Below are 26157 nucleotides of genomic sequence, written 5' to 3'. Positions count from 1 at the left end.
TCTGTTTTAAAAAAAGTGTCACATTTCGTTTAACTGCTTAAAATACCAACCGCACAGCCTATAAATCGCACATAATTTCGGTTTTTTACTGATAACCGCTTTCTCACCTTGCCACCTTTTACTGAAATAATGGTGGAATAAGGTTGGTTCTTTCCCCCTGTTCTCTGTTTTAATGCAATCACTATTGATGAATTTATGTATAAAGGTGCAATTTTGACAATTAGAACCTATCAATCAACGTCTCCCACACTCGGTGATCGCTGTTATATAGATGAGTCTGCCGTTATCGTTGGCGACGTTACCCTAGGCGACGATGCCAGTATCTGGCCATTAGTTGCTGCTCGTGGAGATGTTAATCATATTTCGATTGGTGCACGCAGCAATATTCAAGATGGCAGTGTGTTACATGTATCTCGTAAATCTGTGTCCAACCCAGACGGTTTTCCACTTGTTATTGGTGACGATGTTACTGTGGGCCATAAATGTATGCTTCATGGCTGTGTGCTTGGAAATCGTATTTTGGTAGGGATGGGCGCTATTGTTATGGACGGCGTTATTGTTGAGGACGATGTCTTTATTGGAGCCGGTGCATTAATACCACCGAATAAGCGACTTGAGAGTGGTTACTTATATGTAGGGAACCCTGCCGTTAAGAAACGCCCATTAAAGGAAAGCGAGACAGCCTTTCTTAAACAATCAGCATTGAACTACGTAAAACTAAAAGATGAATATAGAGAAGAGCAGGCTTAACAGCCTGCTTATTTATATGAGTCTCGATTACTTTGCCTTTAACTGACTACGTAATACATCAATTACCGCACTGGTCTGTGGTTTGTAACCTGTCCATATCGTAAATGATGCAGCAGCCTGTTCTACCAGCATACCTAAACCATCAAGCACCCGTGAAGCACCTAATGATAATGCTTGCTGCATAAAGTGAGTAGGCTCTGCACGATAAACCATGTCATATGCTGTTTCACATTCTGCAAATAGCGTGGCGTTCATATCAAAAGGCAGTGTTTCACTTAAACTCGCTGCGGTTGAATTGATAATAATATGTGGGGCTACTGTATCGCAGTCTTCTATACCAACAACCTTAACCTTTCCTCCGCCCGTTTCACTTGCCACTATTTCTGCTTTAGCCTTTGTCCTGTTAGTAAGATGTAACGACGCTATGCCTGAAGCAATAAGTGGCGCTATCACGCCTCTTGCTGCTCCACCTGCACCTATTAATAGCACACGTTTATTTTGTAGCTGTACGCCGTGGTTAAGTAAATCATTCACCAGCCCCACCCCGTCGGTATTAAAACCTGCAACAGTGCCATCGCTGCGCTTCATTAAGGTGTTAACTGCTTTTGCGTCTAACGCAGCCTGGTCGTCTACACTGGCAAGGGCAAAGGCATCTTGTTTAAACGGCATAGTGACATTACAACCCACTGCGCTCGGCTGCGCTAGGAATGCCTTCGCTTCAGGCGTAAAACCATCTTCTGGCGCAAGGATTTTTTCGTAACTAATTTGTTCGCCACATTGCTTAGCGAACATTTCATGAATAGTTGGTGATAGACTCTGAACAATAGGGTTACCGAAAACGGCAAACTTTTTCATTGGATTATTAATAAGGCTGTCTGTCATGGGAATGTCTAACTTCTTTAAATCGATACGAAAGGAAAAACCTGCTGTGTCAGAGACTACACCATATTACCGTATAGGTGGAGAAGATCAGGTACGCCTTTTGGCAAAGCGCTTTTATGATGTTATGCGTGATGATCCTATTGCGAAGGAGCTTTACGCCATTCATCCTCAGCCAACAGATAGAATTAGAGAAGTGTTTTTTCTTTATTTAAGTTTGTGGTTAGGCGGACCTGACACCTATCAGCAACAATATGGTCACCCAAGGTTACGTTCACGGCATCTTTCTTTTAGTGTTACACCTGAATTAAAAGACCAGTGGATGTATTGTATGCGCAAAGCCATGCACGAGACGGTTGATGACCTTCCTTTGGCGCAGCAACTTCTGAGTGCCCTGGACCAACTTGCCGAACATATGATTAATAGTAAATAAAAAAGCGCTCCGTTAAATTACGGAACGCTTCAGATTACGATATAAGGTTTTACGCCTTGCTAAGCTGCTTGTTTAAGGCAACTTACCTTATTAAACGAACCTTAGAATGTGTAACCTACTGACAAGGTATAAACCCAAGGGTCGATATCAATATCGTTTACGCTACCTTCTGCACCACCTACGGTAAATGACGCCTCGGTATTAATATCGATGTAACGTACTGACGCATTTACATGCCACTCTTTATCTATTTGATAGTCCATGCCTACTTGTGCAGAAATGCCTACAGAGTTATCTAAAGATAAATCCTCAAGCCCTGCATCCTTATTTGCAGCAGTAAATGATTCATCAAAGATAAAGGTATAGTTTAAACCCGCACCAACATATGGCTGAAATGCTGAGTTAGCGTCGTTGAAGTAGTAGTTAACAGTAATAGTAGGGGGTAAGTGCGTGACCTCTCCCAATGTATTACCTGTACCTAGTGGATCGCTTACCGAAAAATTTACGTCGTGAGTAAACGGTGTTGCGGCCAATAATTCAACATTGATATTGTCGGTAATGAAATAGGCAACGTTTAATCCCAACTGGGTATCGTTATCGATAGTCAGTGCTACACCTAAATCGCTACCACCTGCAATGATGTTTGAGGTTGACTCATCGGGCGCTACTGTTGTTAATCCGCCACGAACTAACCAGTCACCCTTTTCATGGGCTGAAGCAAAAGGGGCGACAAGCGCTAAAGAAATACATATGGCTGAAAGTGTGTGTGTACGCATTGTGTGTCTCTCATGTGTTTAATGATAATGACGACACTGTATACGTTTAAAAAGAAAATCCTTTGATCCAGCGCAAGGTGCAATCTAGCTATATACCATGGCAATGAGGAAATTTGATGTGGATCAAGAGATTGGCACCACAGGGAGAACCCATGGTGCAAAATATTACCAGTTTGTAGGCTGAAGCCAGTCGGTTAATTTTGCTTCCGCGCTACCCGGCGCTGGCGTATAGCAATACTCCCATCGGGCAAGTGGTGGCATAGACATCAAGATTGATTCGGTTCTGCCTCCAGTTTGGAGCCCAAACAAGGTGCCTCTATCGAATACTAAGTTAAACTCTACATAGCGACCACGGCGATATAGCTGAAAGTCACGCTCTCTTTCGCCGTACGACGTATTCTTACGCTTTTCTACAATAGGAACATAAGCATCAACGAAACCATTTCCTACCGCTTGCATAAAGTTGAATGACGTTTCAAAACCCCAATCGTTTAAATCGTCAAAGAACAAGCCACCTACACCGCGGGTTTCATTTCGATGCTTTAAGAAGAAATAGTCATCACACCATTTCTTATATTTTCCATACACGTTTTCACCAAAGGGGGCGCATAATTTCTTAGCGGTATTGTGCCAATGCACTACGTCGTCTTTAAAGGGGTAAAACGGGGTTAAATCGAACCCACCGCCAAACCACCAAATAGGTGCTTCACCTTCTTTTTCGGCGATAAAAAAGCGCACATTCGCATGAGATGTAGGAATATAAGGGTTATGTGGGTGAATAACCAACGAGACCCCCATGGCTTGAAAGTTTCTACCGGCCAGTTCAGGGCGGTTAGCCGTGGCTGACGCCGGCATTTGGCTACCAAACACGTGAGAAAAGTTCACTCCACCCTGCTCTATCACAGCACCGCTTTTGATAACACGAGAACGACCACCACCGCCTTCTTCGCGAACCCACGAATCTTCTTTGAACTGCCCTTTACCATCGGCAAGCTCAAGGGTTTGGCAAATGTTGTCCTGTAATGACAGTAAATACGCTTTAACTTGTTCTATCACTTCAGCCGCGTCTTTACCGTCTAACTGTTGATTTATGTGTTGGGGGTCAATCATGATCTTATTATCTCTCCGGTATCGCCGTCACGGATGGTACTGGGTTTAGCGTGGCCACCTACTTCCCCATCAATATAGAAAACACTATCACCAAATATATCGGTTGCTTCTTGCTGGGTAATTGCGGGTTGTTGGCCAGTTAGGTTGGCACTCGTAGATACCAGCGGCTTTCCTAGCTTTTCACATAATGCTCTAACCACTGGGTGGTTACTTACTCGAACCGCTATTTTCTCATGCTTGCCGGTTAACCATAGTGGTGCCGACGCAGACTTAGGTAGCAGCCAAGTATTTGGCCCAGGCCAACTGGACACAATTTCAGTACGTTTGTGCTGAAGTATGGCTTCATCATTTATATAGGGTAATAGCTGAGAATAGTTAGCAGCAATTAAGATTACCCCTTTTTCTATAGGGCGCTGCTTCAACGCTAAAAGGGACATTACAGCCGCTTCATTATCTGGGTCGCACCCTATGCCCATAACCGCTTCGGTAGGGTAAACCAATAAGTCACCATTTTTAAACGCGGTAACAATTGGATCGTTAGTGTCTATTTGCCCCTTGGTCGGGATACTCATTAATGCTTTTCTCTGTAGGTGTTATTTATCGTCTTTTTTGAAGCCACACCCTGGCTGAGGGCAATAAATTTGGCCTTTCTTTTTTATCAGAACGGCCCAGTCACAATCGGGGCATGCTTCATTTACTGGCGTGAAATTTAGCACATAACGACAATGGGGATAATGATCACATGCAAAAAACTGCTTACCGTATTTATTAGTACGTGATGTAAGTTGCCCTTTTTTACACTTAGGGCAAGTAACGTGGGTGTCTTCTTGCTGTTTAATGGGTGAGATATAGTGGCATTCAGGAAAATTGGTACAGCCTATAAACATACCAAAGCGGCCTTTTTTGATAGCCAATGTAGAATCACATTCTGGACAGCTAACGCCATCAAGTACTTTTAATAAGGTGGTTTGTTTATCGTGTAATGGCTTGCTGAAATGACAGTCTGGGTAACCTGTGCAGCCAATAAAAGGGCCTGATTTGCTGTTTTTTATATGCAGTGGTTTACCGCAATCGGGGCAATCACCGAAAGCGTCTTCTAAGGCATGTTCGTGCGCAGAGAAAAGTGAATGATCAATTTTTGACATAAACTAGCACGACATGATGCACATTAGTGCAACACGCCGTCAGGTTCATCAAATAATAAATCTTCCATTTGTGCATAGGCTTTTTCTTTACCTGGTACATTAAACAGTACCATGAGCACTACCCACTTTAGGTCTTCTAAACAAAATTCAGAAGAGTCTATTTCCATTACTCTGTCTATTACCATTTCTCGCGTTGACGCATCTACCACGCCCACCTGCTCTAAAAATAGCAAGAAGCCACGGCACTCTACGTCTAATCGCATTTGCTCTTCATGAGTATAAATGCGACTGAGGCTGGTACTAATCCCTTTACAAAAATAAGGCTTAATATCTGTTTCTTGCAAAGCCGCTAGCTTTTCAAGCCACGCTAATGCTTTGTAGATTTCATCATGATGGAAACCCGCGCGTACCAACTCCTCGGTAAGCTCGTCTTGATCGACTCGAATTTCAGTTTCACTGTGAATGAAGTTTTCAAACAGGTACATGAGGATATCGAACATATTATTTTCCCCTCAATTTAATGTAGCCACCAGGGACAGCGGCTACTAAACCACGCAACTCATATTCTAATAATGATGCCATAACCTCATTAACAGGAGAGGTACAGCGCTGCGCTATAACATCAATAGCGGTGATGTCGTAATCCACACTATCTAATAATTTATCGGTTGCCAAGTTATTCACTTCACTTTTTTTACTTAACGCTTCGCTCTGGCATTCTCTCTCACCAGCAGACACTACAATTTCATCGAAAATGTCATCAACACAGGTAACCAACTTAGCGCCTTGCTGAATTAACCAATGACAACCTTCGGAGTAAGCATGGAAGATACTTCCTGGAACTGCAAATACTTCACGCCCCATATCTGCGGCCAAATTCGCAGTTATCAAGGTGCCACTCTTTATTTTTGCCTCTATTACTAAGGTTCCAAGTGACATAGCCGCAATTATTCGGTTTCTTCTGGGAAAATGCCAAGGCTTGGCAGATACCCCAGGAAAGAACTCGGTAATACAGGCGCCACCAGCGTTTACTATGTCGCGGTGTAGCGATACATTTTTAGGGGGGTAGACAATATCAGGCCCCGTACCCATTACCGCTATAGTGCCACCCTCGCACGCCAACCCACCTGTATGGGCAGCTGAATCTATTCCTGCAGCCAGCCCACTGGTTACGGCTACCCCATTAGTTGCTAGTGCTTCAGCAAATTCAGTAGCAATTTGCTTACCTTGATGGCTAGCTCGCCTACTCCCTACTATCGCTATTTGGGGCATTACCAAGGTATCAATATTACCTATAACGAATAGCACCAGTGGTGGGTTTGGCAGGGTTTTTAATAGTTCAGGGTAATGAGCACACCCTAGGGTAACGATATGATGTTTTGCATGTGAAGCGTGCCAGTGTTTCGCTTTTTCAAGTAAGTTGAGAGATATTGATTGTGTAAGGGTATGAAGAACACCCGAGGTTAAAGCAGTTTTGTGAAAACCATCTAGCAATGCTACTTCGCTAAGAGAGTGTGCTTCAAGCGCCTTGAGCCACTTCCCTGTTGCGATATTTATTGCTGACGCCATTGTCAGCCACGCCATCTGTTCTTTGCATAAGGTTTTATCTAATACTTGAACAGCATCACTACTTGCTTCATGTGGTAGGGAAGTTGTCATTGCCGCTCCTAAATAATAAGCGGCAATAACGTATTAGGGTTTTGCCACAATGAAGCCGCGTCTTACGCCTTCTTTTGCTCGAGTTATAATGCCGTAGCTCGCTGAATCAAAAGTTTTGAACACAATGACTTCACCAATTTTAAGTGCAGGTTGCTGTACTTTATCGGTAAAAAGCCCGTTTCCTTTTATGACATCACGGTTGCTTGCGTATTGAGGTTCTTCGCCATCTATGATGTCAGGCCCACCAGCGTAGATGCCCATTACGGTACCCGCTGTTAGCTCACCCGCGCCTAAATCTAAAACCACAACATCGTAACGGCCGAGTAAGTCGTGATCGTGTAAGTCGCCAATTACAAACCCTCGTTGTGATGTTGCTTCTTGCAGAACTAAATCATCGTCTAACGTAAAGTTACCCGTAAGTAGCTTATCTCCACGTTTTGCTTCCTGATTTGAATCTGAAAGCTTCACCATTCTAGCGTTTGGCAATGACACGTCATTCTCTAAGCTAGCTTTTGCTACATGGGTAAGTTGCACACCAAGCACCTTACCCTGCATATTGCGTATAATAGATTGCTTTCTTACCACCTGATACTGATCCTCAGTGCGGTTTTCTTTTTGGCTTACCACTAGATCGTTAGACACAAAACTCACATTACCATCGTGATTCCCTAATAAATGAGGGAGTAATTCATACTCTTCCTCAGAAACCAGCGTGTGTTGTTTTATATAAGGGGCTAATACCGACCATGATAGGGTTTCTATAGGTGCACTCTTAACTCTTCGGGTAGAACCAGGCGAAAGCACTAAGGTTGGCTTATCTCGATTTATCGAAAATACGGGTTCACCATTGATATAAGACACCGAGATAACATCACCGGGGTAAATTAAATGCGGGTTATCTATTTGGGTGTTGTGACGCCAGAGTTCAGGCCACAGCCATGGCTGATTTAAAAAAAGATTAGCGATGCCCCATAAGGTATCACCTTGTTGAACTGTGTAAGTATCGGGCGCAGATTCTTTAAGCGGTTTGGCCATTGCTGAAAATGCGGCAAAACACGCCACTACTATTACCATTGCACGTGTTGCATTCTTCAATCGATTTTTCAAATTAACCTTCCGCAATTTTTCCACTGCCATTTACTGTTGAAATTTCAGACAATACTACTATATCGATATTGTGCCTCAATACTGTGGCGCGGCAGCAAAAAACTGCACGATATAACTCGATATACGTTAGAATAGTAACTCAAAAGGCACTGTAAAGGGTGCGAGCGACTAGATCGTATATGAATTTATACAGCGAAAAGGTTAAATAAGCGACACATGGCAATTTTAGACGTATTAAGTTTTCCCGATGAGCGACTTCGTACCGTAGCAAAACCGGTAGAAGAAGTGAATGACGACATTAAACAATTGGTTTCAGATATGTTTGAAACCATGAAAGACGAGAATGGAATTGGTTTGGCTGCTACTCAAGTCGACAGACATGTTCAAGTTGTTGTAATGAACGTAGCGGAAGATCAAGACGAGCCTCGTGTTTTTATCAACCCGGAAATCACCAAAAAAGACGGCAGCACTATTAGTGAAGAAGGTTGTCTTTCGGTTCCAGGCAACTACGCCAAAGTTGAGCGCGCAGAAGAAATTACGGTAAAAGCACTGAATGAAAATGGTGAAGCATTTGAGTTGGAAGCAGACGGTCTATTGGCGATTTGTATTCAGCATGAATTGGATCATCTAAAAGGCAAACTGTTTATTGATTACTTGTCTCCGCTTAAACGCCAGCGAATTCGTAAAAAGCTTGAAAAAGAAGCACGTTTAGCTGCACGCGACTGAGGTTAGTTTTGATAAAACCATTACGCATCATTTTTGCCGGCACTCCGGATTTTGCTGCTCAGCATCTGAGTGCTTTATTATCTAGCACTCACGACGTTGTTGCGGTGTACACCCAACCAGACCGTCCTGCTGGACGAGGCAAAAAACTTACACCAAGCCCCGTAAAAGTGCTTGCTCAAGAACATGAGATTCCAGTTTATCAGCCAGCCAGCTTAAAAAATGACGAAGCGCAGCAAATATTGGCAGACATTAATGCCGATATAATGATTGTGGTTGCCTATGGGTTAATTTTACCCAAGTCCGTACTTGATGCTCCCCAATTAGGTTGCCTTAATGTGCATGGCTCAATTTTGCCTAAGTGGCGTGGTGCTGCACCTATCCAACGGTCGATATGGGCCGGTGATAGCGAGACTGGCGTTACTATCATGCAGATGGATGAAGGACTAGATACCGGCGACATGTTGCATATAGCCACCTTGCCTATTAGCGAAAGCGATACAAGTGCGTCGCTTTACGAGAAGCTTGCAGAACTTGGCCCTACTGCATTATTAGATGTCGTAAACAATATCGACACCCTATCACCTGTGAAGCAAGATGATAGCGAAGCAACGTACGCCAAAAAGCTTTCCAAAGAAGAAGCTTTTATTAATTGGCACGATAGCGCAGCGCAAATTGCACGAAACGTGCGCGCTTTTAATCCATGGCCTGTAGCTTGGACTAAAATTGAGTCGCAAAATATTAAAATTTGGTCGGTGGATGTGGTTGATGGCCTACCGACTTCACATGCCCCCGGTACTATCATTCAAGCTGACAAGCACGGCATTGTGGTAGCTACGGGCTCAAGTGCCCTTCGAATCAACACCCTGCAAATACCTGGGAAAAAAGCATTGCCCGCTGCAGATGTCGTTAATGCTCGCAAAGACTGGTTCGCACCAGGAAACTGCATCGCCAGTACGGAAGAATAGTGAAACCCACTCCATTACCGAAACAAAAAAACCTTCGTGCCGATTGTGCATGGGTGATATATCAAATTCTAGAACAAGGTAAATCGTCAAGAGACTGCCTAGAGCGAGTTCAACGTCGCCATCACCCTAGAGACAATGCGTGGATCCAAGAAATGTCTTTGGGCGTCATGCGTAAACTTCCCATATTGCAGCATTGGTTACGAGAGTTACTCGACCGCCCTCTAAAAGGGAATAAAAAAGTAATAGAGCACCTTATTTTGTTGGGGTTATACCAGTTAGCGTTTTCTCGTGTAAGCCAACATGCTGCAGTGGGCGAAACCGTTAATGCCTCGCCTTACTTAGGTGGCACAGCATTAAAAGGCTTAGTGAACGCTGTACTGCGCAACTTCATGCGACAAGAACTGGTTAACAAGCCTATCGATAACCCCATTATTGCCAGTGGGTTACCCAAGTGGTTATTTAAGGCGCTAGAAGATGCCTATGGTCAAGATGCTGATGCCGTGCGAGAAGCTACCAATGCCATGGCGCCAATTTGGCTAAGGGTTAATACCAAACAAATATCTATTAGCGATTACACTGGCGCATTGGATGCTGCTGAGGTTAGCTATTCATTAAGTGCTGCACACCCAGATGCCATCAGACTTGAAGGCCGTGAAGATATAACCGGGCTTCCAGGGTTTGAAAAAGGTCACTTTGCTGTACAAGATGGTGCAGCTCAGCTTGCAGCCCATTATTTGGATGCCCAATCACATGAGCGCGTATTAGATTGTTGCGCCGCACCAGGTGGTAAAACAGGTCATATTATTGAGCGTACTCCCGACTTAGCCTATTGCCTTGCCCTTGATGCTGACGAGAATCGCCTAAAGCGTGTTGAAGAAAACATGACCCGCCTGCAGCATACACAAACCAATCTGCCGGTTATAAAGCAAGGCGATGCTGCTAAGCCTGATACATGGTGGGATGGACAACACTTCGACCGAATTTTGCTTGATGCACCCTGCTCTGCCACAGGTGTTATACGACGCCACCCTGATATTCGCTGGCTAAGAAAGTCGAGTGATATTGATGCACTTGCAGCACTACAAGCTGAAATACTGACTAGCTTATGGCAAACACTCAAGCCCGGTGGCACACTGCTTTACGCCACCTGCTCTATTCTGCCACAAGAAAATAGCCAACAGATTAGCGCATTTTTAGAGCGCAATGCAGATGCCACATTAGTACCTGTTATAAAAACGGAAACTCCGAGTAACCCTGGTAGACAAATCCTTCCTGGTGAGCAACAAATGGATGGTTTCTACTATGCGAGACTGGTAAAGTCGTTGAGCAAATAAAAGCAATAAGGCACATAAACACCGATGAAAATCATCATTTTAGGCGCAGGTCAGGTTGGCGGAACACTTGCTGAAAACCTTGTAGGCGAGAAGAACGATATTACGGTTATCGATTCAGATCCTAATACCCTACGTGCGCTTCAAGACCGATTAGATTTACAAGTGGTGAATGGGGTGGGCTCTCACCCTGACGTATTACGAAAAGCCGGCGCAGAAGATGCCGACATGCTTATCGCTGTAACGAACAGCGATGAAAGCAATATGCTTGCGTGCCAAGTTGCCTTTAGTTTATTTAAAACCCCAACCAAGATTGCTCGCGTTCGCTCAGAACAATATATTATTTACCAAGAACAACTCTATAAGCAGCAGGACATTCCTGTAGACCATATCATTGCCCCTGAACAACTAGTGACTAAAGCCATTAAACGGCTTATAGACTACCCTGGCGCCTTGCAGGTTGTTGAATTTGCTGACGGTAAAGCCAGCTTAGTGGCGGTAAAAGCGTATTATGGTGGTTTACTAGTAGGTCATGCGTTATCCGCGCTTAAAGACCACATGCCTAATGTGGAAACGCGGGTGGCAGCAATATATCGCCGTGGTCGCCCTATTCGACCACTGGGTACTACGGTTATAGAAGCCGATGATGAAGTATTCTTTATTGCTGCAACAAAGCATATTCGTGCGGTAATGAGTGAACTTCAAAAATTAGAGTCTAGCTATAAACGCATTATGATAGCCGGTGGTGGCTTAATTGGCGCAGGGCTAGCGAAAAAGCTTGAACACAAACATAACGTAAAGCTGATTGAGTTTAGTCACGAAAGAGCAAAGTACCTTTCTGCCCACTTAGACAAAACTATTGTCTTTAGCGGTGATGCATCGGATCCAGAGTTACTCAGTGAAGAAAATGTCGAGCAAGTCGATGCATTCATTGCGGTGACTAATGATGATGAAGCTAACATTATGTCTGCCATGTTGGCCAAGCGCATGGGCGCACAAAAAGCCATGGTACTGATTCAACGTAGTGCTTATGTAGACTTAGTACAAGGCGGTGAAATAGACATTGCTTTCTCGCCACAGCAAGCGACTATTTCGGCCCTACTTACCCATGTTAGACGCGGAGATATTGTAAACGTATATTCTTTACGTCGTGGTGCAGCAGAGGCAATAGAAGCGATTGCCCATGGCGATGAAAATACCTCTAAAGTTGTGGGTAAAGAAATCGGTAAAATTAAACTGCCTCCTGGTACTACCATAGGCGCGGTAGTAAGAGACGACCAAGTAATTATTGCCCATAGTGATACGCTTATTGAAGCAAATGACCACGTTATTCTGTTCTTAGTCGACAAAAAATATATAGGCGATGTAGAAAAACTGTTCCAACCCAGCGCATTCTTCTTTGGATAACAAACACATACGCCAAGCCGTAAAGGTAGTGAAATAGCTACTAGAAATAATCCTAAATAATCCGTTGCGAATTGTACAAAAAGTGATCAATAATTACCTTCTCAGGTCGTTATAGGATTAACGGAAATGTACAAAAACGGATTTACCTCACTCCCCATACCCACACTTGCTTTGTTATTTTCTAGTTTATTACTTTCTTTTTCCGCAGTTAGCCAATCAGATGAAGACGATGAACTTGCACGTATGCAAGCTCTATTAAATGCTGAAGTTATGTCTAAACCGTTTTTAGCCGAGAAGCCTGAGGAAGTAGACGCCTATATTAAAAGCATGCTGGATAAAGGGGTCAAGCCGAAAGAATATCAAGGTACGAATTGGCGTCCGGGTTATACCTGCCGAGACTTACTACGATATAACTGGCGAGAGTATCGCAATTGTCGCTACTACCACCGTTATTACGGTCGCTACTACTAACAAATCACTAACGATAATTTACAGTTCAATTTTTTAATAAGGAATTACCATGACGTTACGGAATCAGCATGTCAGGATTGTTGTACTTGCATTTGTAGTTATTCTTTTTAGCGGCTGTGCTGCCGTTCATACCTCCATAGCTAAAAAAGATTTAGATGTGCAGACCAAACTGAGCACCTCAATTTTCGTTGAGCCTGTGCCGCCTGAAAAACGAAAAATCTATTTAGAAGTTCGCTCAGCGGTGATGGAATTTGATCGCAATGCATTTAGAGACGCACTCAACTCTCAAATATCGAGCAGTGGAAACGGCTATTCGTTTGTAGATAGTCCTGCTGGAGCCCAATATACGATGAGTGTGTTCGTGCGCAATCTAGAAAAGGCGTCTCCTTCCGCGGCAGAAAATTATCTGTCATCAGGATTTCAGGGCGTCGCGTTAGGCTCAGCTGCAGCTTATGCGGGTGGTGGGAATTATAAGCAAGCTGCTGCGGGTGGCATTATCGGTGGATTGGTTTCTACTGCGGCCAACGCGATGGTTAAAGATGTAACCTACCTTCTCGTGGCTGATATTCAAATTAAAGAACGTGCCGCTAAGGGCGTGATAGTAAGGAAAGATTCTAAGGTGAATACGAAAATTTCAGATGACGGCGCATCAACTCAGACTGTATCTGAAGTTTCAAACCAAAAAGAATACCGCACTCGCGTTGTGACGACAGCTAACAAAGCCAACCTAGCGTTAGAAGAAGCACAACCACTCATGTTTGATAAAACGGCTTATGCAATGGCTTCGTTCTTTTAAACCTGCCTTACGGTATACAGCAATGACTGACTGAGCAGTCGTTGCTGTATTAACTCCGCCAGAACGTAGGTGAAAATAGTACTAATAACGAAAAGACTTCCAGTCGCCCAAACACCATTCCCACAACTAAAATCCACTTTCCAGCATCGGTCACACCCGCATAGTTAGATGCGACACTGCCCAATCCAGGTCCAAGGTTATTTAACATGGCGGCAGTGGCGGTAAACGCGCTTAAGTTATCTAGCCCTGTGGCGATTAGGCCTATCATTAGTATCACAAACACCACTGCGTATGCAGAGAAAAAGCCCCATACCGCCTCGACGACTTTATCTGGCATTGCTCGCTCACCTAACTTAACGGAATACACCGCCTTAGGATGAATAAGCCTGTCTACTTCACGCTTTCCTTGAAGGAACAATAAACAGACACGAACCACTTTTAACCCGCCCCCTGTTGAACTCGCGCAGCCTCCAATGAAACTTGAGAAGATGAGTAGTATGGGCAAAAACGTAGGCCAAATTGAAAAGTCTGTGGTGGCAAACCCCGCAGTTGTGCTGATTGATACGGCTTGAATCATAGCTTGGTCGAGCGCGGTTTCCGCTGAGTCGTAAAACCCAGATAGGGTGAGTACTAAGAAGCACAGCATGATAAGCGTGGCTTGAATAAAGAAAAAGGCTTTAAATTCTGGGTCGTTAAAATAGCCTTTTACCGAACGGGTACTCACTGCTGCGTAATGGAGTGAAAAGTTAAGTGCAGCAATTAATAGAAAGACCGTACAAACCACATTCACCATTGGGCTATTAAAGTAACCAAGGCTTGCATCGTGGGTTGAAAAGCCCCCAATGGCAACCGTTGAAAATGCATGGCAAATGGCATCAAACATATCCATACCGGCCAACCAATAGGCGGCAGCGCATGCAATAGTGATAGAAAGATAAATGTACCAAAGGTGTTTAGCGGTATCTGCAATACGGGGGGTCATTTTATTATCTTTAACCGGCCCTGGGGTTTCTGCACGGTATAGCTGCATGCCCCCAACCCCTAAAATAGGCAGTATTGCTACGGCGAGTACAATGATACCCATACCGCCTAGCCATTGTAGCTGTTGTCGATAGAACTGCACCGAATGAGGTAGGAAATCAATACCTTCTATTACCGTTGCACCGGTTGTAGTTAGCCCTGAGAATGATTCGAAGAAAGCATCAGTTACGGTCATGCTAGGCTGTTCTAGTAACATAAGTGGAATGGCACCTACACTTGCTAGTACCGACCAGAACAGGGCAACAATTAAAAAGCCTTCTCGCGCTCGCAAATCATTTTTTTGCTGTCGGTTTGGGTACCAAAGCACCATACCGCCACCTACGCAAATAAAGAACGCAAGGGTAAAGGGCAAACCACTACCATCTTGATAAATCAGAGAAACCACAGCAGGTGGGATCATGGTTACGCTAAATAGCGCAATAAGGAGCCCTAAAATTCGTACAATGGCACGGTAGTGCATGCTTCGTTATGCCTTTCGTTATTAGTAAACTCGCGATTAACAGTGTTCGCGGTTTTTAGAGGATACAAGGTTTCTACTACATTGACGCGATTATAGGGCTATAAGCAAATTATTTCATCGCTAGTACCGTTTCTACCATTTTATTAATACTAGCATGGGCTTGTAAGATATTTTGTGCCGACATATAAGCTGGCGTAGTAACCAGTTTATTTTCCACGTCTACCACCACTTCATCTACTTCACAGTTTACGTGGCATGCTCCTAACGCGTTCAAGGCATTGGCGGTATCTTCATCGCTACCAATGGTTAGTTTAACATCGTTTCCGTATACGCTGGCTGCAATAGCAGGTGCAATGCATGCATAGGCCACAGGTTTCTTTGCTTTCGCAAAGTCGCTGCATACCGCAAGCACGTCCTTATCTACCGTGCTTTTTTCACCATCAACTGCAAATGAACACAAATTCTTAGCAGCACCAAAACCGCCAGGTACAATAAGATAATCGAAGTCTGATACCTTACATTCTGTAATAGGCTTTACATTGCCTCGGGCAATTCGTGCAGACTCAACCAATACGTTACGCGTTTCATCCTCTGAAACTTCTCCCGTTAAATGATTCACTACGTGCATTTGAGCCTTATCTGGCGCAAAACATTGGTAACCTACCCCGGCTTGTTCAATAGCTAAAAGCGTTAATACTGACTCATGAATTTCAGCGCCATCAAAAACACCACAACCACTTAAAATCACTGCAACTTGTTTCATAATGTCCTCCTAGACCTTGCCAAACCGACTTATTCTATTTTTGGCTATAAAACCACCAACTGTTCAAAAAAAAGTCTTAATAACCAGTATTGGATTGTTAATTTGTTATGCTACATTATCTGACCAATTTGGTTAAACGAAAAAATAAGTTCACCAAGTTATCCACATAAAAAGGAATGATGAGTTGCAGGTACGCAGTCCACACTCTTATTTTTCATTCCCTTATTTTTATTGCTTTACAGGACGATCTTTCTATTAACAAAGATCGTTCATTTTGTTGTGCTTATTTTATTAGATCACAATCTTATCCACAGATGATCCCTTTATTTATGTTGTTATGCTCTATGGCGATCCACTAGCGCCTATGGCATGCTTGCGCCTTATTCTAAGCTTGGTTAATGCATAGCTATGACAGATTCGAAAAAGCCCCCTTTTATTCTAGTAGATGGATCATCTTATCTATTTAGAGCATTTCACGGATTACCGCCTCTGACGAACTCAAAAGGTCAGGATACCGGTGCGATCTATGGTGTTGTCAACATGCTGAAAAGCTTGATTAGACAGTACAACCCTACTCACATGGCAGTCATCTTTGATGCCAAAGGTAAAACGTTTCGCGACGATATTTATGAAGAATATAAAGCGAATCGCCCACCTATGCCGGAAGAGTTACGTAGTCAAATAGAACCATTACATACCATCATCAAAGCGATGGGGTTACCTGTAATCGTTGAGTCTGGCGTTGAAGCCGATGATGTTATTGGTACCCTAGCCTGTCGTGCAACAGAACATGGTATCGATACTTTGATCAGTACTGGCGATAAAGACATGGCGCAACTGGTCAACGACAATGTCACCTTGATCAATACCATGACGAATCAGATTATGGATATTGAAGGGGTAAACACGAAATTTGGTATTCCACCGGAACTGGTTATCGACTTCTTAGCCCTTAAGGGTGACAAAGTAGATAACATTCCTGGCGTGCCCGGTGTGGGTGATAAAAGCGCCCAAGCGCTATTAAACGGTATTGGTGGCATCAGTGCTATCTATGACAATCTTGATAAAATTGCCGATCTCTCATTTAGAGGGAGCAAAACGATGGCAACTAAAATGCAAGAGTATGAAGAACAAGCACGCTTGTCATACACCCTTGCCACGATTGCCATTGATTTAGATCTAGAATACAAAATAGATGAGCTTCGCCCTACTGTTCCGGATAACCAAACCTTACAGTCGATGTTTGCAGAGTATGAATTTAAGCGCTGGCATACCGAAATTAGCGCATTGATCGCAGGTGATGGTAGTGAGTCCTCAAAGCCAACAAGTGTTGAGAGCGCATCAGATTCAAGCGATACAGATGAAGTATTACCAGAAAGTAATATCGATAAATCTGGTTATGACGTGGTGCTAGATGAAGCTACGTTTGAGGCTTGGATTGAAAAACTAAAAACAGCGCCGCTTATTGCTGTTGATACTGAAACGACCAGTGTTAACTACATGGAAGCTGAACTTGTCGGTGTTTCTTTTTGTATTGAACCTGGTGCTGCGGCTTACGTGCCAGTTGCTCATGATTATCCTGATGCACCCACGCAGTTATCAAGAGAGTACGTGCTAGCAGCATTGAAGCCTATTTTAGAGTCTGAAACCATCATCAAAGTGGGTCAGCACATTAAATATGACAAGAATGTACTCGCGCATTACGACATCACCCTAAATGGTATCGGCTTTGACACTATGCTGGAAAGCTATGTGTTAAACAGCACCGCGCAGCGCCATGACATGGACTCGCTAGCCCTTGCCTATTTAGGCCATAAAACGATTCACTTTGAAGAAATTGCCGGCAAAGGTGCTAAACAGCTTACTTTTAACCAGATTGGGTTAGAAGAAGCTGGTCCTTATGCTGCCGAAGATGCAGATATTACTATGCGCCTTCATCAAGCAATATGGGCAAAGCTAGAGAACGAACCCAAACTTAAAACGTTGTTGGTTGATGTTGAAGTGCCGGTTGCTTGCGTTTTATCTCGTATGGAACAGCAAGGTGTATTAATTGAAAGCCAACGGTTACGCCAGCAGAGCCAAGATTTAGCTACGCGTATTGCTGAGCTAGAAAAAGAAGTGCATGAAGAAGCAGGTGAAGTGTTTAATTTAGGCTCGCCAAAACAGCTTCAACACATTTTGTTTGAAAAAATGTCGTTACCGGTTATCAAGAAAACCCCCAAGGGTGCCCCTTCTACTTCTGAAGAAGTATTACAAGAACTTGCCCTTGAATTCCCGTTACCTAAAAAGTTAATGGAGTATAGAGGCTTAACCAAGCTTAAAAATACGTATACCGACAAACTCCCTAAAATGATTAATCATCGCACGGGTCGTGTTCATACTTCTTACCATCAAGCTATTACGGCAACGGGCCGGTTGTCGTCAACGGATCCTAACCTTCAAAACATTCCTATTCGAAATGAAGAAGGTCGTAAGGTAAGACAAGCATTTGTTCCACGTGAAGGCTATAAGATTGTAGCTGCCGATTATTCTCAAATTGAACTTAGAATAATGGCCCACTTGTCGGGCGATGAAGGTCTTCTTGATGCATTTGCTCACGGCAGAGACATTCACAAAGCTACCGCTGCAGAAGTGTTTGGGGTTACGCTTGACGAAGTGACGACGGAACAACGTCGCAGCGCTAAGGCCATAAACTTTGGTTTGATCTATGGAATGAGTGCCTTTGGCCTTGCCAAACAACTTAATATTCCACGTCATGAAGCACAAAAATACATGGACCTATATTTTGAACGCTACCCTGGTGTACTCGAGTACATGGACAGCACCAGAGAAGGCGCTAAAGAAAAAGGTTACGTTGAAACTGTGTTTGGTCGCCGCTTATACCTACCCGATATTAAAGCCAGTAATGGCGCACGTCGTAAAGGCGCAGAGCGCGCCGCTATCAATGCGCCAATGCAAGGCACAGCTGCCGACATCATTAAAATGGCCATGATAAAGGTTGATGATTGGATCACTTCCCTTGAAAGTGATGATGTTCTCATGATGATGCAGGTACACGATGAATTGGTATTTGAGATTAAAGAAGAACATCTAGAGGAACAGGTTAAAAATATCGTCAGCTTGATGGAGCAAGCTGCGGTGTTAAATGTTCCGCTGGTGGTTGAAGCAGGCGTGGGCGATAACTGGGATGAAGCTCACTAAAAAGTAATTAGATTACAGAAAATAGTGAGCAATAGCTCAAAAATGGGCAAGTTTGGTAATTTTATTACACTCTTACTTGCCTTTTTTCACCATTATTGTACCCTAATGCGTGTAGGGTACAGAGGTGAGAAATCTGTTTTCAAACCTTTGCTTTAACCCCGACAGATTTGTCGGGGTTTTTTTATGTCTGGAATAAAGTTTCCAAAAATCCAGAAAGAAAAAAGCCTTAAAAATCTTAAGCTTAAATTAAAGAAAAGATATTTTTATATTTTAAAGTGAACTAACCGAAATTTGCACACTCTATATATTCGGTTTTTATGTGTTTTCTCTCAGTATTTTGGCCCTGCTTTTTAGCGGGGCTTTCTTTTATCTAGCCTTTTATTTCTATTCTTCGTCAGCCGTTTTTTCGTCAAGTGCCAACCATTTATTCAACACTTTCTCAAGTTCAGGTAATCCCTGACGATTTAACGATGAAAAGGTATTTACCGTCACATCACCCATAAACGCCAGTGCAGCTTCCTGCGCCATAAGTAGCTGAGCCTTTCGCTTCCCTGATTTAAGCTTATCTGACTTAGTCAGTAAGGCTAATACTGGGATATTGGAATCTACTGCCCAGTGAATCAAATCTTGATCAAGATCTTTAAATGGGTGACGAATATCCATAAGCACCACTAAACCTTTAAGCGATTTACGCTTTTGAAGGTATTCACCTAATGCTTGTTGCCATTTATTTTTCATCGCAAGCGGTACTTGGGCAAACCCATAACCAGGCAAATCGACTAAACGACGGTCTTCTTCAAGATTAAAAACATTGATGAGCTGTGTACGCCCTGGTGTTTTACTGGTTCTTGCCAGGTTCTTTTGACGAGTGAGTGTATTCAACGCGCTCGACTTGCCCGCGTTAGAACGGCCAGCAAACGCTACCTCAATACCGCTATCATCTTTTAAATGGCGAATATCAGGTGCACTGGTAAAGAACTTTGCTTTGGTGTAATACGACATCTAGACTTACCTCAAATGCGTCATAACCCTAGAATTAAACTCTATTAATGATCTAAACCTGCTAAAAACCATAGTTTTATCATGGAATAGGTTTTTCTGACGCGTTAAATGTGTAAAATACGCATGATATCACGTATGTTACGCGAGCCGTTGGATCCATTTAAGAGATTTATTATGAAAAAACTGTGTTTGTTATTGTGTGTGTCTTTAGGTATTTCAGTTTCTGCGATGGCAGAAGGTGATGCTGAAGCCGGTAAAGCAAAATCTGCAGTATGTGCAGCATGTCATGGACCTGATGGTAACAGCATGATAGACATGAATCCCAAAATAGCAGGACAACATGAAAAGTACCTCGTTAAGCAATTAATGGAGTTCAAGCTTGCGTCACAGACAGGTGGCGAAGAAGGCCGTAACAATGCCGTAATGAACGGTATGGCAGCCCCTCTTTCAGAACAAGACATGAAAGACCTAGCCGCTTACTTCTCAAGCCAAACACCTAAAGAAGGTGAAACGCCAGAGCAATATATTGAAGCTGGTCGCGCTTTATACCAAGGCGGCGATGAATCTCGTGGTGTTACTGCATGTATCGCATGTCACGGTCCTAAAGGTAACGGTATGGGCTTAGCGGGTTTCCCTGATATCAGTGGGCAGCATGTAACCTATACTGCAGCACAATTGAAATCTTTCCGTGCAGGCGAGCGCCATAACGATATGAATGGCATGATGCGTGATATTGCGATGAAATTAACCGATGAAGATATCGAAATTTTATCTAACTATATCGCGGGCTTACATTAAGACTCTGAAATTATATGCGCATTTGTTAATTAATTGTTGCGTATAAAGTTGTATTTCAAAAATATTCGTGTAGTCTATCGCAATAGTTTGTAGGTTTGTCTGAAACTCTACAGGCTAAATAACAAGAATAATAATAAAAATACAACACGGAAGATTGGATAAAGCGCCAAGAAGGCCAAGAACAAAATGAGCTCTGCTAAAACCAATAAAAAGGGGAGCCAAGCTGGGAAGCACAACTACACATAGAAGTGTAAATAACGGGAGAGGTGTCATCTGACACTCAAACAATGTAAGGTGATGGTGAAAGCCATCGCCTTTTTTCTTGCCTAAATTTACGTATTAGCCAGCCTTTATACTACGCATTATTCGGCAAACACCTACTTTTTCGTAGACCCTCAAGTTATATTATCGCGAGCACATTAAACAGTATATTCACTTTCCGATGAATCATGCTGTATTGATGAAGAAGCTTTGAGCAATTCGCGCTATAATATGCCCTTTCAATCACTAAAAATTTGATACCTTTTATATATGGCAAGATCAAAAAAGTCTCGTAAAGTTGGACTCATTGGCGTCAGGAAAGATCCTGATCGTAAACCTGGGCAAAAACGTCTGGAAAGTACTCCTCGTCCAAAGAAGCATAAAGGCAAACCAGCGGGTAGCCGTCACAATGTTGAGCAAGGTGAGAACGGTGCTTCTAAACGTCGTGAAAACCAAGATCCACGTTTAGGCAGTAAGAAACCTATTCCTTTAGTCGTTAAGAAAACGACAATTACCACGCCGAAAGAAAAGCAGAAATTCGCCACACCTAGCGAAGAGCTAGCGGCACTTGAAGCAGATCAGCGTTTAGCGTCATTGTTAGATAAGCTTGATGACGACAAGCAACTTACTAAAGAGCAACAATCTTACGTTGATGAAAAAATGGCACGCCACCGCATTCTTTGTGATTTGCTTGGCATCGTAGAAGACGATGATGAGGATGACGACGAGATGGATCCATTAGACGATTTAGACGCTATAGATATTAACGACTTTAAGAAATAGTAAGGCGGGCTCTGTTTTATGCTGTGGACAGTGTTAGTTATTGTGGCGCTACTAGTTATCGTCACACTTGGTTTTTATGCCGGTCGGTTGTTGTTCCAGCTAAAGCAACAAAACCAACGCCAGCAGAAGGTCAGAGACGAGCGCGTAAAAACGATTAGCGAAAGTATTTACACTATCGCTAAGGCTATGGAGCAACAACAGTGCGACTTATCTGAAGGGGTTATTCGGATAGTCAACTTATTGGGTGCATTACCTATTTTGTCTCCGCCAGATCATAAAGCCTCCTACCCTCATACTTATGCGTTATTCGTAGAAGTGAGCGGCTTCGCCGTACTAGAAGATAGGCAGAAACTGACTAAACAAGAAAGGCGTAAGCAAGACTTGGCTAGAGAGCAAATTGAGTCAGATTATGAATCTAAAGTGTTAAGTGAAATGCCAGCAATCAAGGCTTATTGCCAGTCTATTAGTTAAATACTTATCGTTGTTGGTATGTGTATGTTTTTTAAAAGCGCTTATTATGAAGCGCTTTTTTATTGGGGTTTTGTTGGGATTTTATTGAAGGTTAGCGTCTTGCTAAACTTCGGGTTTCCTCGTAGCAGTGGCAGTCTATAACGTGGTCGTTCACTATGCCTACCGCTTGCATGAATGCATAACAAATGGTCTCACCTACAAATGAAAAACCCTCTTTTTTTAGCGCCTTCGACATAGCTTTAGATTCAGCGGTAAAGGTAGGCGCTTCTTTAAAGTCTTCCCATTCATTGATGATGGTTTTACCGTCGGTAAACTGCCAAATAAAGTCAGAAAAACGTTGGCGCTTTTCGATATTTAAATAGCCATGGGCATTTTTAATAATGGACGCCACTTTCAGCTTGTTGCGCACAATACCAGGGTTTTGCAAGCATGCCGCTATTTCTTGCTCATCCATTTGAACTATTTTTGTAGGCTCAAAGTCATGGAAAGCGGCTTCGTAATTTGCTTGTTTTTTTAAAATGGTGATCCACGACAATCCAGCTTGCTGACCATCTAAACAAAGTTTAGCGAACAACTCTTTGCTATCTGTAACGGGCCGTCCCCACTGTTCATCATGATATTTTTGGTATAGAGGGTCATCGCTCACCCATCCACAACGATTCAATCCAGTTGACGTCATAATCTTAAATAGCCTCTTCAATCGACCTTTTAGTTATCTTTTAGCGGGTTTCATGGCGCTTTTTAACGCTTTACACCTACATACTATGCGTTACAAATTGTATACTATCCCACCTTTGAAGATACAGATAACCAATAAGCAGCGGATGTATGCAGAAATACGATATTAATACCTTTCAAGGTTTGATCCTTGCGCTTCAAGATTATTGGGCGCGTCAAGGGTGCGTTATAATTCAGCCCCTTGATATGGAAGTAGGTGCGGGTACCTTTCACCCAATGACATTTCTTCGTTCATTAGGCCCAGAGCCTATGAGCAGTGCCTATGTACAAACTTGCCGTCGCCCTACTGATGGTCGTTACGGTGAAAACCCAAATCGCTTACAACATTATTACCAGTTCCAAGTTATGTTGAAGCCTTCTCCTGACAATATTCAGGAATTGTATTTGGGTTCTTTGAAAGAATTAGGTTTCGATCCACTGGTGCATGACATTCGCTTCGTTGAAGACAACTGGGAGTCACCTACCCTTGGCGCTTGGGGCCTGGGTTGGGAAGTATGGCTTAATGGTATGGAAGTGACTCAGTTCACTTACTTCCAACAAGTTGGCGGTATTGAATGTAAGCCAGTTACCGGCGAAATTACTTATGGCCTAGAACGTTTAGCCATGTATGTACAAGGCGTAGATAGCATTTACGACTTAGTATGGGCAGATGGCCCTATGGGTAAAGTCACCTATGGCGATGTATTCCATCAAAATGAAGTAGAGCAATCTACCTATAACTTTGAATATGCCAACGTTGATGCCCTATTCCGTACATTCGATGAATGCGAAGCAGCTAGCCAACTACTTATCGAGAAGAATTTACCACTACCTGCCTACGAGCAAGTAATGAAGGCATCTCACGCATTTAATATGCTAGATGCTCGCCATGCTATTTCAGTGACAGAACGTCAACGTTACATTTTACGTGTGCGTACTCTTGCAAAAGCATGTGCTGAAAGTTATTTCCAGAAGCGTGAAGCGCTTGGTTTCCCACTTTGTAATAAGGAGTCTTAAGGGTGCGAACAGAGAATTGTTTGATAGAGCTTGGAACAGAAGAGCTTCCACCTAAAGCGCTTAAGTCTCTTGGCGAAGCCTTTGCACAGCAATTTGAGGCAGCACTTAGCGCTGCTGAGCTTAGTTTTACCAGCGTCAGTTGGTTTGCTGCACCACGTCGCTTAGCTGTTTATGTTTCTGCGTTGGCTGAAAGCCAAGCTGATAAAACGGTAGAAAAACGCGGCCCTGCTGTAAGCGCCGCTTTTGATGCAGATGGCAACCCTACTAAGGCCGCTCAAGGTTGGGCCCGTGGTAATGGTATTAGTGTCGAAGATGCTGAACGCCTTGTTACCGACAAAGGTGAATGGCTGTTGCACAAAGCGCACGTGCCAGGCAAACAGATTGGCGAGTTACTAGAGTCTTTACTTAACCAGGCTATTGCTAAGCTTCCTATCCCTAAAGCGATGCGTTGGGGTAATTACACTACGCAATTTATTCGCCCAGTTCATACCCTTACTGCGCTGTATGGCAGTGAAGTAGTGAACTTAACCGCGTTAGGCTTAGCAAGCGGAAGGACTATTCAAGGCCATCGTTTCCATGGTGAAGCGCGCTTTGAGCTAGATCATGCCGACAACTACGCAAGTGCCTTGGAAGCCCATTACGTGGTAGCTGATTTCACTGCGCGTAAAGACAAGGTACGTCAGCAACTACAAACTGCTGCTGATACGCTTTCGCTTACACCTGATTTTAATGAAGACCTGCTTGAAGAAATTGCTTCATTGGTTGAATGGCCGGTTGTGATGCAAGCAAGCTTTGAAGAAGGCTTCTTAGCGGTGCCTAAAGAAGCGCTTATTTACACCATGAAAGACGATCAGAAATATGTGCCATTGCTTGATAGCGAAGGTCAGCTTTCTAACACGTTCTTATTTGTAAGTAATATTGAAAGCCAAGATCCTATTCAGGTAATAAGCGGAAATGAAAAAGTTATTCGCCCTCGCCTAGCTGATGCTGAGTTCTTCTTTAACAGTGATAAAAAGACATCACTTGAAAGCAGACTTGCCAGCCTTGAGAGCGTGCTTTTCCAAAAGCAATTAGGAACACTTAAAGAAAAATCTGAACGTATTTCTGCGCTATCTGGTTTTATTGCGTCTCAAATCGACGCGAATGAAGCCCTTGCGGCTCGTGCAGGTTTACTTGCTAAAACTGACTTAATGACCAATATGGTAATGGAATTCCCAGACGTACAAGGCGTTATGGGGAAATACTATGCGTTAAATGATGGTGAAGATACTGCGGTTGCTGAAGCCCTGTACGAACAGTATATGCCTAGGTTTGCCGGTGACGCTTTGCCTTCTCCAGGCGTTAGTGCTGCAGTAGCGCTTGCTGACAAGCTAGATACGCTGGTTGGAATTTTTGGTATCGGTCAACTACCGAAAGGTGACAAAGACCCGTTCGCGTTACGCCGTGCCGCTATTGGTGTGCTACGTATTATCACCGAGCTTTCACTGCCTCTAGACCTTGAAGTGCTTGTTGCTAAAGCGGGTGAAGTGTACGGAGATAAGCTTTCTAACCAAGACTTCAAAGCACAGGTTGTCGACTTTGTACTAGCAAGGTTTGTCGCGGTGTTACAAGACCAAGGTATCGCTATTGATGTTATTCAAGCGGTTTCAGCAAGACGCCCTACTCAACCAAGCGATTATGTGGCCCGTGTAAACGCCGTAGCCGAGTTTAAACAACTTGAAGAAGCCCAAGCATTGGCAGCAGCTAATAAGCGTGTTGCGAACATTCTGGCGAAGCAAGGTGTCGATAGCAGTATTAATGTTTCTATAAATGAATCATTGTTAAGTGAAGATGCTGAAAAAGCACTTTACAGCGCGCTAGTTTCTGCAGAGTCTGTGGTAACCACAGCGGTTGCTACTCAAGATTACACTAAGATACTTTCTACTATGGCTACACTACGTAGTGCCATTGATAGTTTCTTCGATGACGTTATGGTAATGGCAGAAGATGACGCGGTTAAACAAAACAGACTTGCGTTGTTATCGCTTTTAAGGCAACTTTTCCTAACTACCGCAGATGTTTCCTTGTTAGCGAAGTCTTAAGTTAGTT

26 protein-coding genes are annotated in these 26157 nt (G+C 43.4%); 14 read left to right on the top strand and 12 right to left on the bottom strand.

The features are described 5' to 3' along the window. The first annotated feature begins 195 nt into the window (after window positions 1-195). Window positions 196-750 carry a gamma carbonic anhydrase family protein gene (locus J8L84_RS08905; RefSeq protein WP_211070363.1) on the top strand — a complete coding sequence of 185 codons (555 nt, stop codon included), beginning with the start codon at window positions 196-198 and terminating at the stop codon, window positions 748-750. Window positions 751-777: 27 nt separating this feature from the next. Here the strand turns inward: J8L84_RS08905 and aroE are convergent, their stop codons facing one another. After that, window positions 778-1605, bottom strand: coding sequence for a shikimate dehydrogenase (gene aroE, locus J8L84_RS08900; protein WP_211070387.1), 828 nt, complete (start codon window positions 1603-1605; stop codon window positions 778-780). Between the two features lie 25 nt (window positions 1606-1630). Here aroE and J8L84_RS08895 point away from each other — a divergent pair, with 25 nt between their 5' ends. Then, window positions 1631-2062, top strand: coding sequence for a group II truncated hemoglobin (locus J8L84_RS08895; RefSeq protein WP_211070362.1), 432 nt, complete (start codon window positions 1631-1633; stop codon window positions 2060-2062). A gap of 101 nt (window positions 2063-2163) precedes the next feature. Here the strand turns inward: J8L84_RS08895 and J8L84_RS08890 are convergent, their stop codons facing one another. From J8L84_RS08890 to J8L84_RS08860, 7 genes are all read right to left on the bottom strand, one after another. Beyond that, window positions 2164-2838, bottom strand: coding sequence for an OmpW family outer membrane protein (locus tag J8L84_RS08890; protein ID WP_211070361.1), 675 nt, complete (start codon window positions 2836-2838; stop codon window positions 2164-2166). A gap of 165 nt (window positions 2839-3003) precedes the next feature. Then, entirely contained in the window at window positions 3004-3948 is a 945-nt protein-coding gene (hemF, locus tag J8L84_RS08885) for an oxygen-dependent coproporphyrinogen oxidase (RefSeq protein WP_211070360.1), read from the bottom strand. Continuing rightward, window positions 3945-4520, bottom strand: a complete 576-nt coding sequence (locus J8L84_RS08880) for a Sua5/YciO/YrdC/YwlC family protein (protein ID WP_211070359.1) — start codon at window positions 4518-4520, stop codon at window positions 3945-3947. The genes hemF and J8L84_RS08880 overlap by 4 nt, the downstream gene beginning before the upstream one ends. 21 nt (window positions 4521-4541) lie before the next feature. Further along, the gene (locus J8L84_RS08875) at window positions 4542-5093 is read right to left on the bottom strand and encodes a topoisomerase DNA-binding C4 zinc finger domain-containing protein (RefSeq protein WP_211070358.1); all 552 of its coding nucleotides are present in this window, start codon (window positions 5091-5093) and stop codon (window positions 4542-4544) included. A gap of 23 nt (window positions 5094-5116) precedes the next feature. Next, window positions 5117-5593, bottom strand: coding sequence for a DUF494 family protein (locus tag J8L84_RS08870; RefSeq protein WP_013782529.1), 477 nt, complete (start codon window positions 5591-5593; stop codon window positions 5117-5119). 1 nt (window position 5594) lies between these two features. Then, a complete protein-coding gene (gene dprA / locus J8L84_RS08865; RefSeq protein ID WP_247670649.1) occupies window positions 5595-6752 on the bottom strand; it encodes a DNA-processing protein DprA in 1158 nt (385 codons plus the stop codon). A gap of 33 nt (window positions 6753-6785) precedes the next feature. After that, window positions 6786-7859, bottom strand: a complete 1074-nt coding sequence (locus J8L84_RS08860) for a LysM domain-containing protein (protein WP_247670648.1) — start codon at window positions 7857-7859, stop codon at window positions 6786-6788. Between the two features lie 216 nt (window positions 7860-8075). On the opposite strand from J8L84_RS08860, the gene def reads away from it, so the two are divergent. The 6 genes from def to J8L84_RS08830 all read left to right on the top strand — a co-directional run bounded on the left by def (window position 8076) and on the right by J8L84_RS08830 (window position 13555). Continuing rightward, on the top strand, window positions 8076-8585 hold the full coding sequence (gene def, locus J8L84_RS08855) for a peptide deformylase (RefSeq protein ID WP_013782526.1): 510 nt from the start codon (window positions 8076-8078) through the stop codon (window positions 8583-8585). Window positions 8586-8593: 8 nt separating this feature from the next. Then, a complete protein-coding gene (gene fmt / locus J8L84_RS08850) occupies window positions 8594-9550 on the top strand; it encodes a methionyl-tRNA formyltransferase (RefSeq protein ID WP_211070357.1) in 957 nt (318 codons plus the stop codon). After that, entirely contained in the window at window positions 9550-10884 is a 1335-nt protein-coding gene (gene rsmB, locus J8L84_RS08845) for a 16S rRNA (cytosine(967)-C(5))-methyltransferase RsmB (protein WP_211070356.1), read from the top strand. The genes fmt and rsmB overlap by 1 nt, the downstream gene beginning before the upstream one ends. A 24-nt stretch (window positions 10885-10908) precedes the next feature. Then, window positions 10909-12288, top strand: coding sequence for a Trk system potassium transporter TrkA (trkA, locus tag J8L84_RS08840; protein ID WP_013782523.1), 1380 nt, complete (start codon window positions 10909-10911; stop codon window positions 12286-12288). Between the two features lie 126 nt (window positions 12289-12414). Beyond that, window positions 12415-12759: a hypothetical protein gene (locus J8L84_RS08835; protein WP_211070355.1), complete on the top strand. Its 345-nt coding sequence runs from the start codon at window positions 12415-12417 to the stop codon at window positions 12757-12759. 49 nt (window positions 12760-12808) lie between these two features. Further along, window positions 12809-13555, top strand: coding sequence for a complement resistance protein TraT (locus tag J8L84_RS08830; protein WP_211070354.1), 747 nt, complete (start codon window positions 12809-12811; stop codon window positions 13553-13555). 49 nt (window positions 13556-13604) lie between these two features. Here J8L84_RS08830 and J8L84_RS08825 read toward each other — a convergent pair whose 3' ends face one another. Beyond that, window positions 13605-15056, bottom strand: a complete 1452-nt coding sequence (locus tag J8L84_RS08825; RefSeq protein ID WP_057795008.1) for a TrkH family potassium uptake protein — start codon at window positions 15054-15056, stop codon at window positions 13605-13607. A gap of 109 nt (window positions 15057-15165) precedes the next feature. Further along, window positions 15166-15819 carry an isoprenoid biosynthesis glyoxalase ElbB gene (gene elbB / locus J8L84_RS08820; protein WP_211070353.1) on the bottom strand — a complete coding sequence of 218 codons (654 nt, stop codon included), beginning with the start codon at window positions 15817-15819 and terminating at the stop codon, window positions 15166-15168. Window positions 15820-16227: 408 nt separating this feature from the next. Between elbB and polA the strand changes: the two genes are divergently transcribed. Further along, complete coding sequence (polA, locus tag J8L84_RS08815) at window positions 16228-19020, top strand: DNA polymerase I (RefSeq protein WP_211070352.1); 2793 nt, start codon at window positions 16228-16230, stop codon at window positions 19018-19020. Window positions 19021-19404: 384 nt separating this feature from the next. Here the strand turns inward: polA and yihA are convergent, their stop codons facing one another. Continuing rightward, entirely contained in the window at window positions 19405-20022 is a 618-nt protein-coding gene (gene yihA, locus J8L84_RS08810; RefSeq protein ID WP_057795014.1) for a ribosome biogenesis GTP-binding protein YihA/YsxC, read from the bottom strand. Window positions 20023-20196: 174 nt separating this feature from the next. Between yihA and J8L84_RS08805 the strand changes: the two genes are divergently transcribed. The 3 genes from J8L84_RS08805 to J8L84_RS08795 all read left to right on the top strand — a co-directional run bounded on the left by J8L84_RS08805 (window position 20197) and on the right by J8L84_RS08795 (window position 22335). Then, complete coding sequence (locus J8L84_RS08805) at window positions 20197-20820, top strand: c-type cytochrome (RefSeq protein WP_211070351.1); 624 nt, start codon at window positions 20197-20199, stop codon at window positions 20818-20820. A 531-nt stretch (window positions 20821-21351) separates the two neighbouring features. After that, window positions 21352-21864 carry a Der GTPase-activating protein YihI gene (gene yihI, locus J8L84_RS08800; protein WP_057795027.1) on the top strand — a complete coding sequence of 171 codons (513 nt, stop codon included), beginning with the start codon at window positions 21352-21354 and terminating at the stop codon, window positions 21862-21864. A gap of 18 nt (window positions 21865-21882) precedes the next feature. After that, window positions 21883-22335, top strand: coding sequence for a DUF2489 domain-containing protein (locus tag J8L84_RS08795; protein ID WP_211070350.1), 453 nt, complete (start codon window positions 21883-21885; stop codon window positions 22333-22335). A 91-nt stretch (window positions 22336-22426) separates the two neighbouring features. On the opposite strand, the gene J8L84_RS08790 is transcribed toward J8L84_RS08795, so the two are convergent. Continuing rightward, window positions 22427-23014 (bottom strand): DNA-3-methyladenine glycosylase I, encoded by a 588-nt coding sequence (locus tag J8L84_RS08790; RefSeq protein ID WP_211070349.1) that lies wholly within the window; start codon window positions 23012-23014, stop codon window positions 22427-22429. Window positions 23015-23163: 149 nt separating this feature from the next. Between J8L84_RS08790 and glyQ the strand changes: the two genes are divergently transcribed. Together glyQ and glyS are read left to right on the top strand one after the other, a co-directional pair. Further along, window positions 23164-24069: a glycine--tRNA ligase subunit alpha gene (gene glyQ, locus J8L84_RS08785; protein WP_013782512.1), complete on the top strand. Its 906-nt coding sequence runs from the start codon at window positions 23164-23166 to the stop codon at window positions 24067-24069. A gap of 2 nt (window positions 24070-24071) precedes the next feature. Beyond that, a complete protein-coding gene (glyS, locus tag J8L84_RS08780; RefSeq protein WP_211070348.1) occupies window positions 24072-26150 on the top strand; it encodes a glycine--tRNA ligase subunit beta in 2079 nt (692 codons plus the stop codon). Window positions 26151-26157 lie beyond the last annotated feature (7 nt).

The sequence above is a fragment of the Alteromonas sp. MMG017 genome (assembly GCF_018100795.1).
In the GTDB taxonomy this organism is placed as follows: Bacteria; Pseudomonadota; Gammaproteobacteria; order Enterobacterales; family Alteromonadaceae; genus Alteromonas.
The sequence above is the reverse complement of the archived record's forward strand: the minus strand, read 5'-3'. Positions and strand labels throughout refer to the sequence as shown.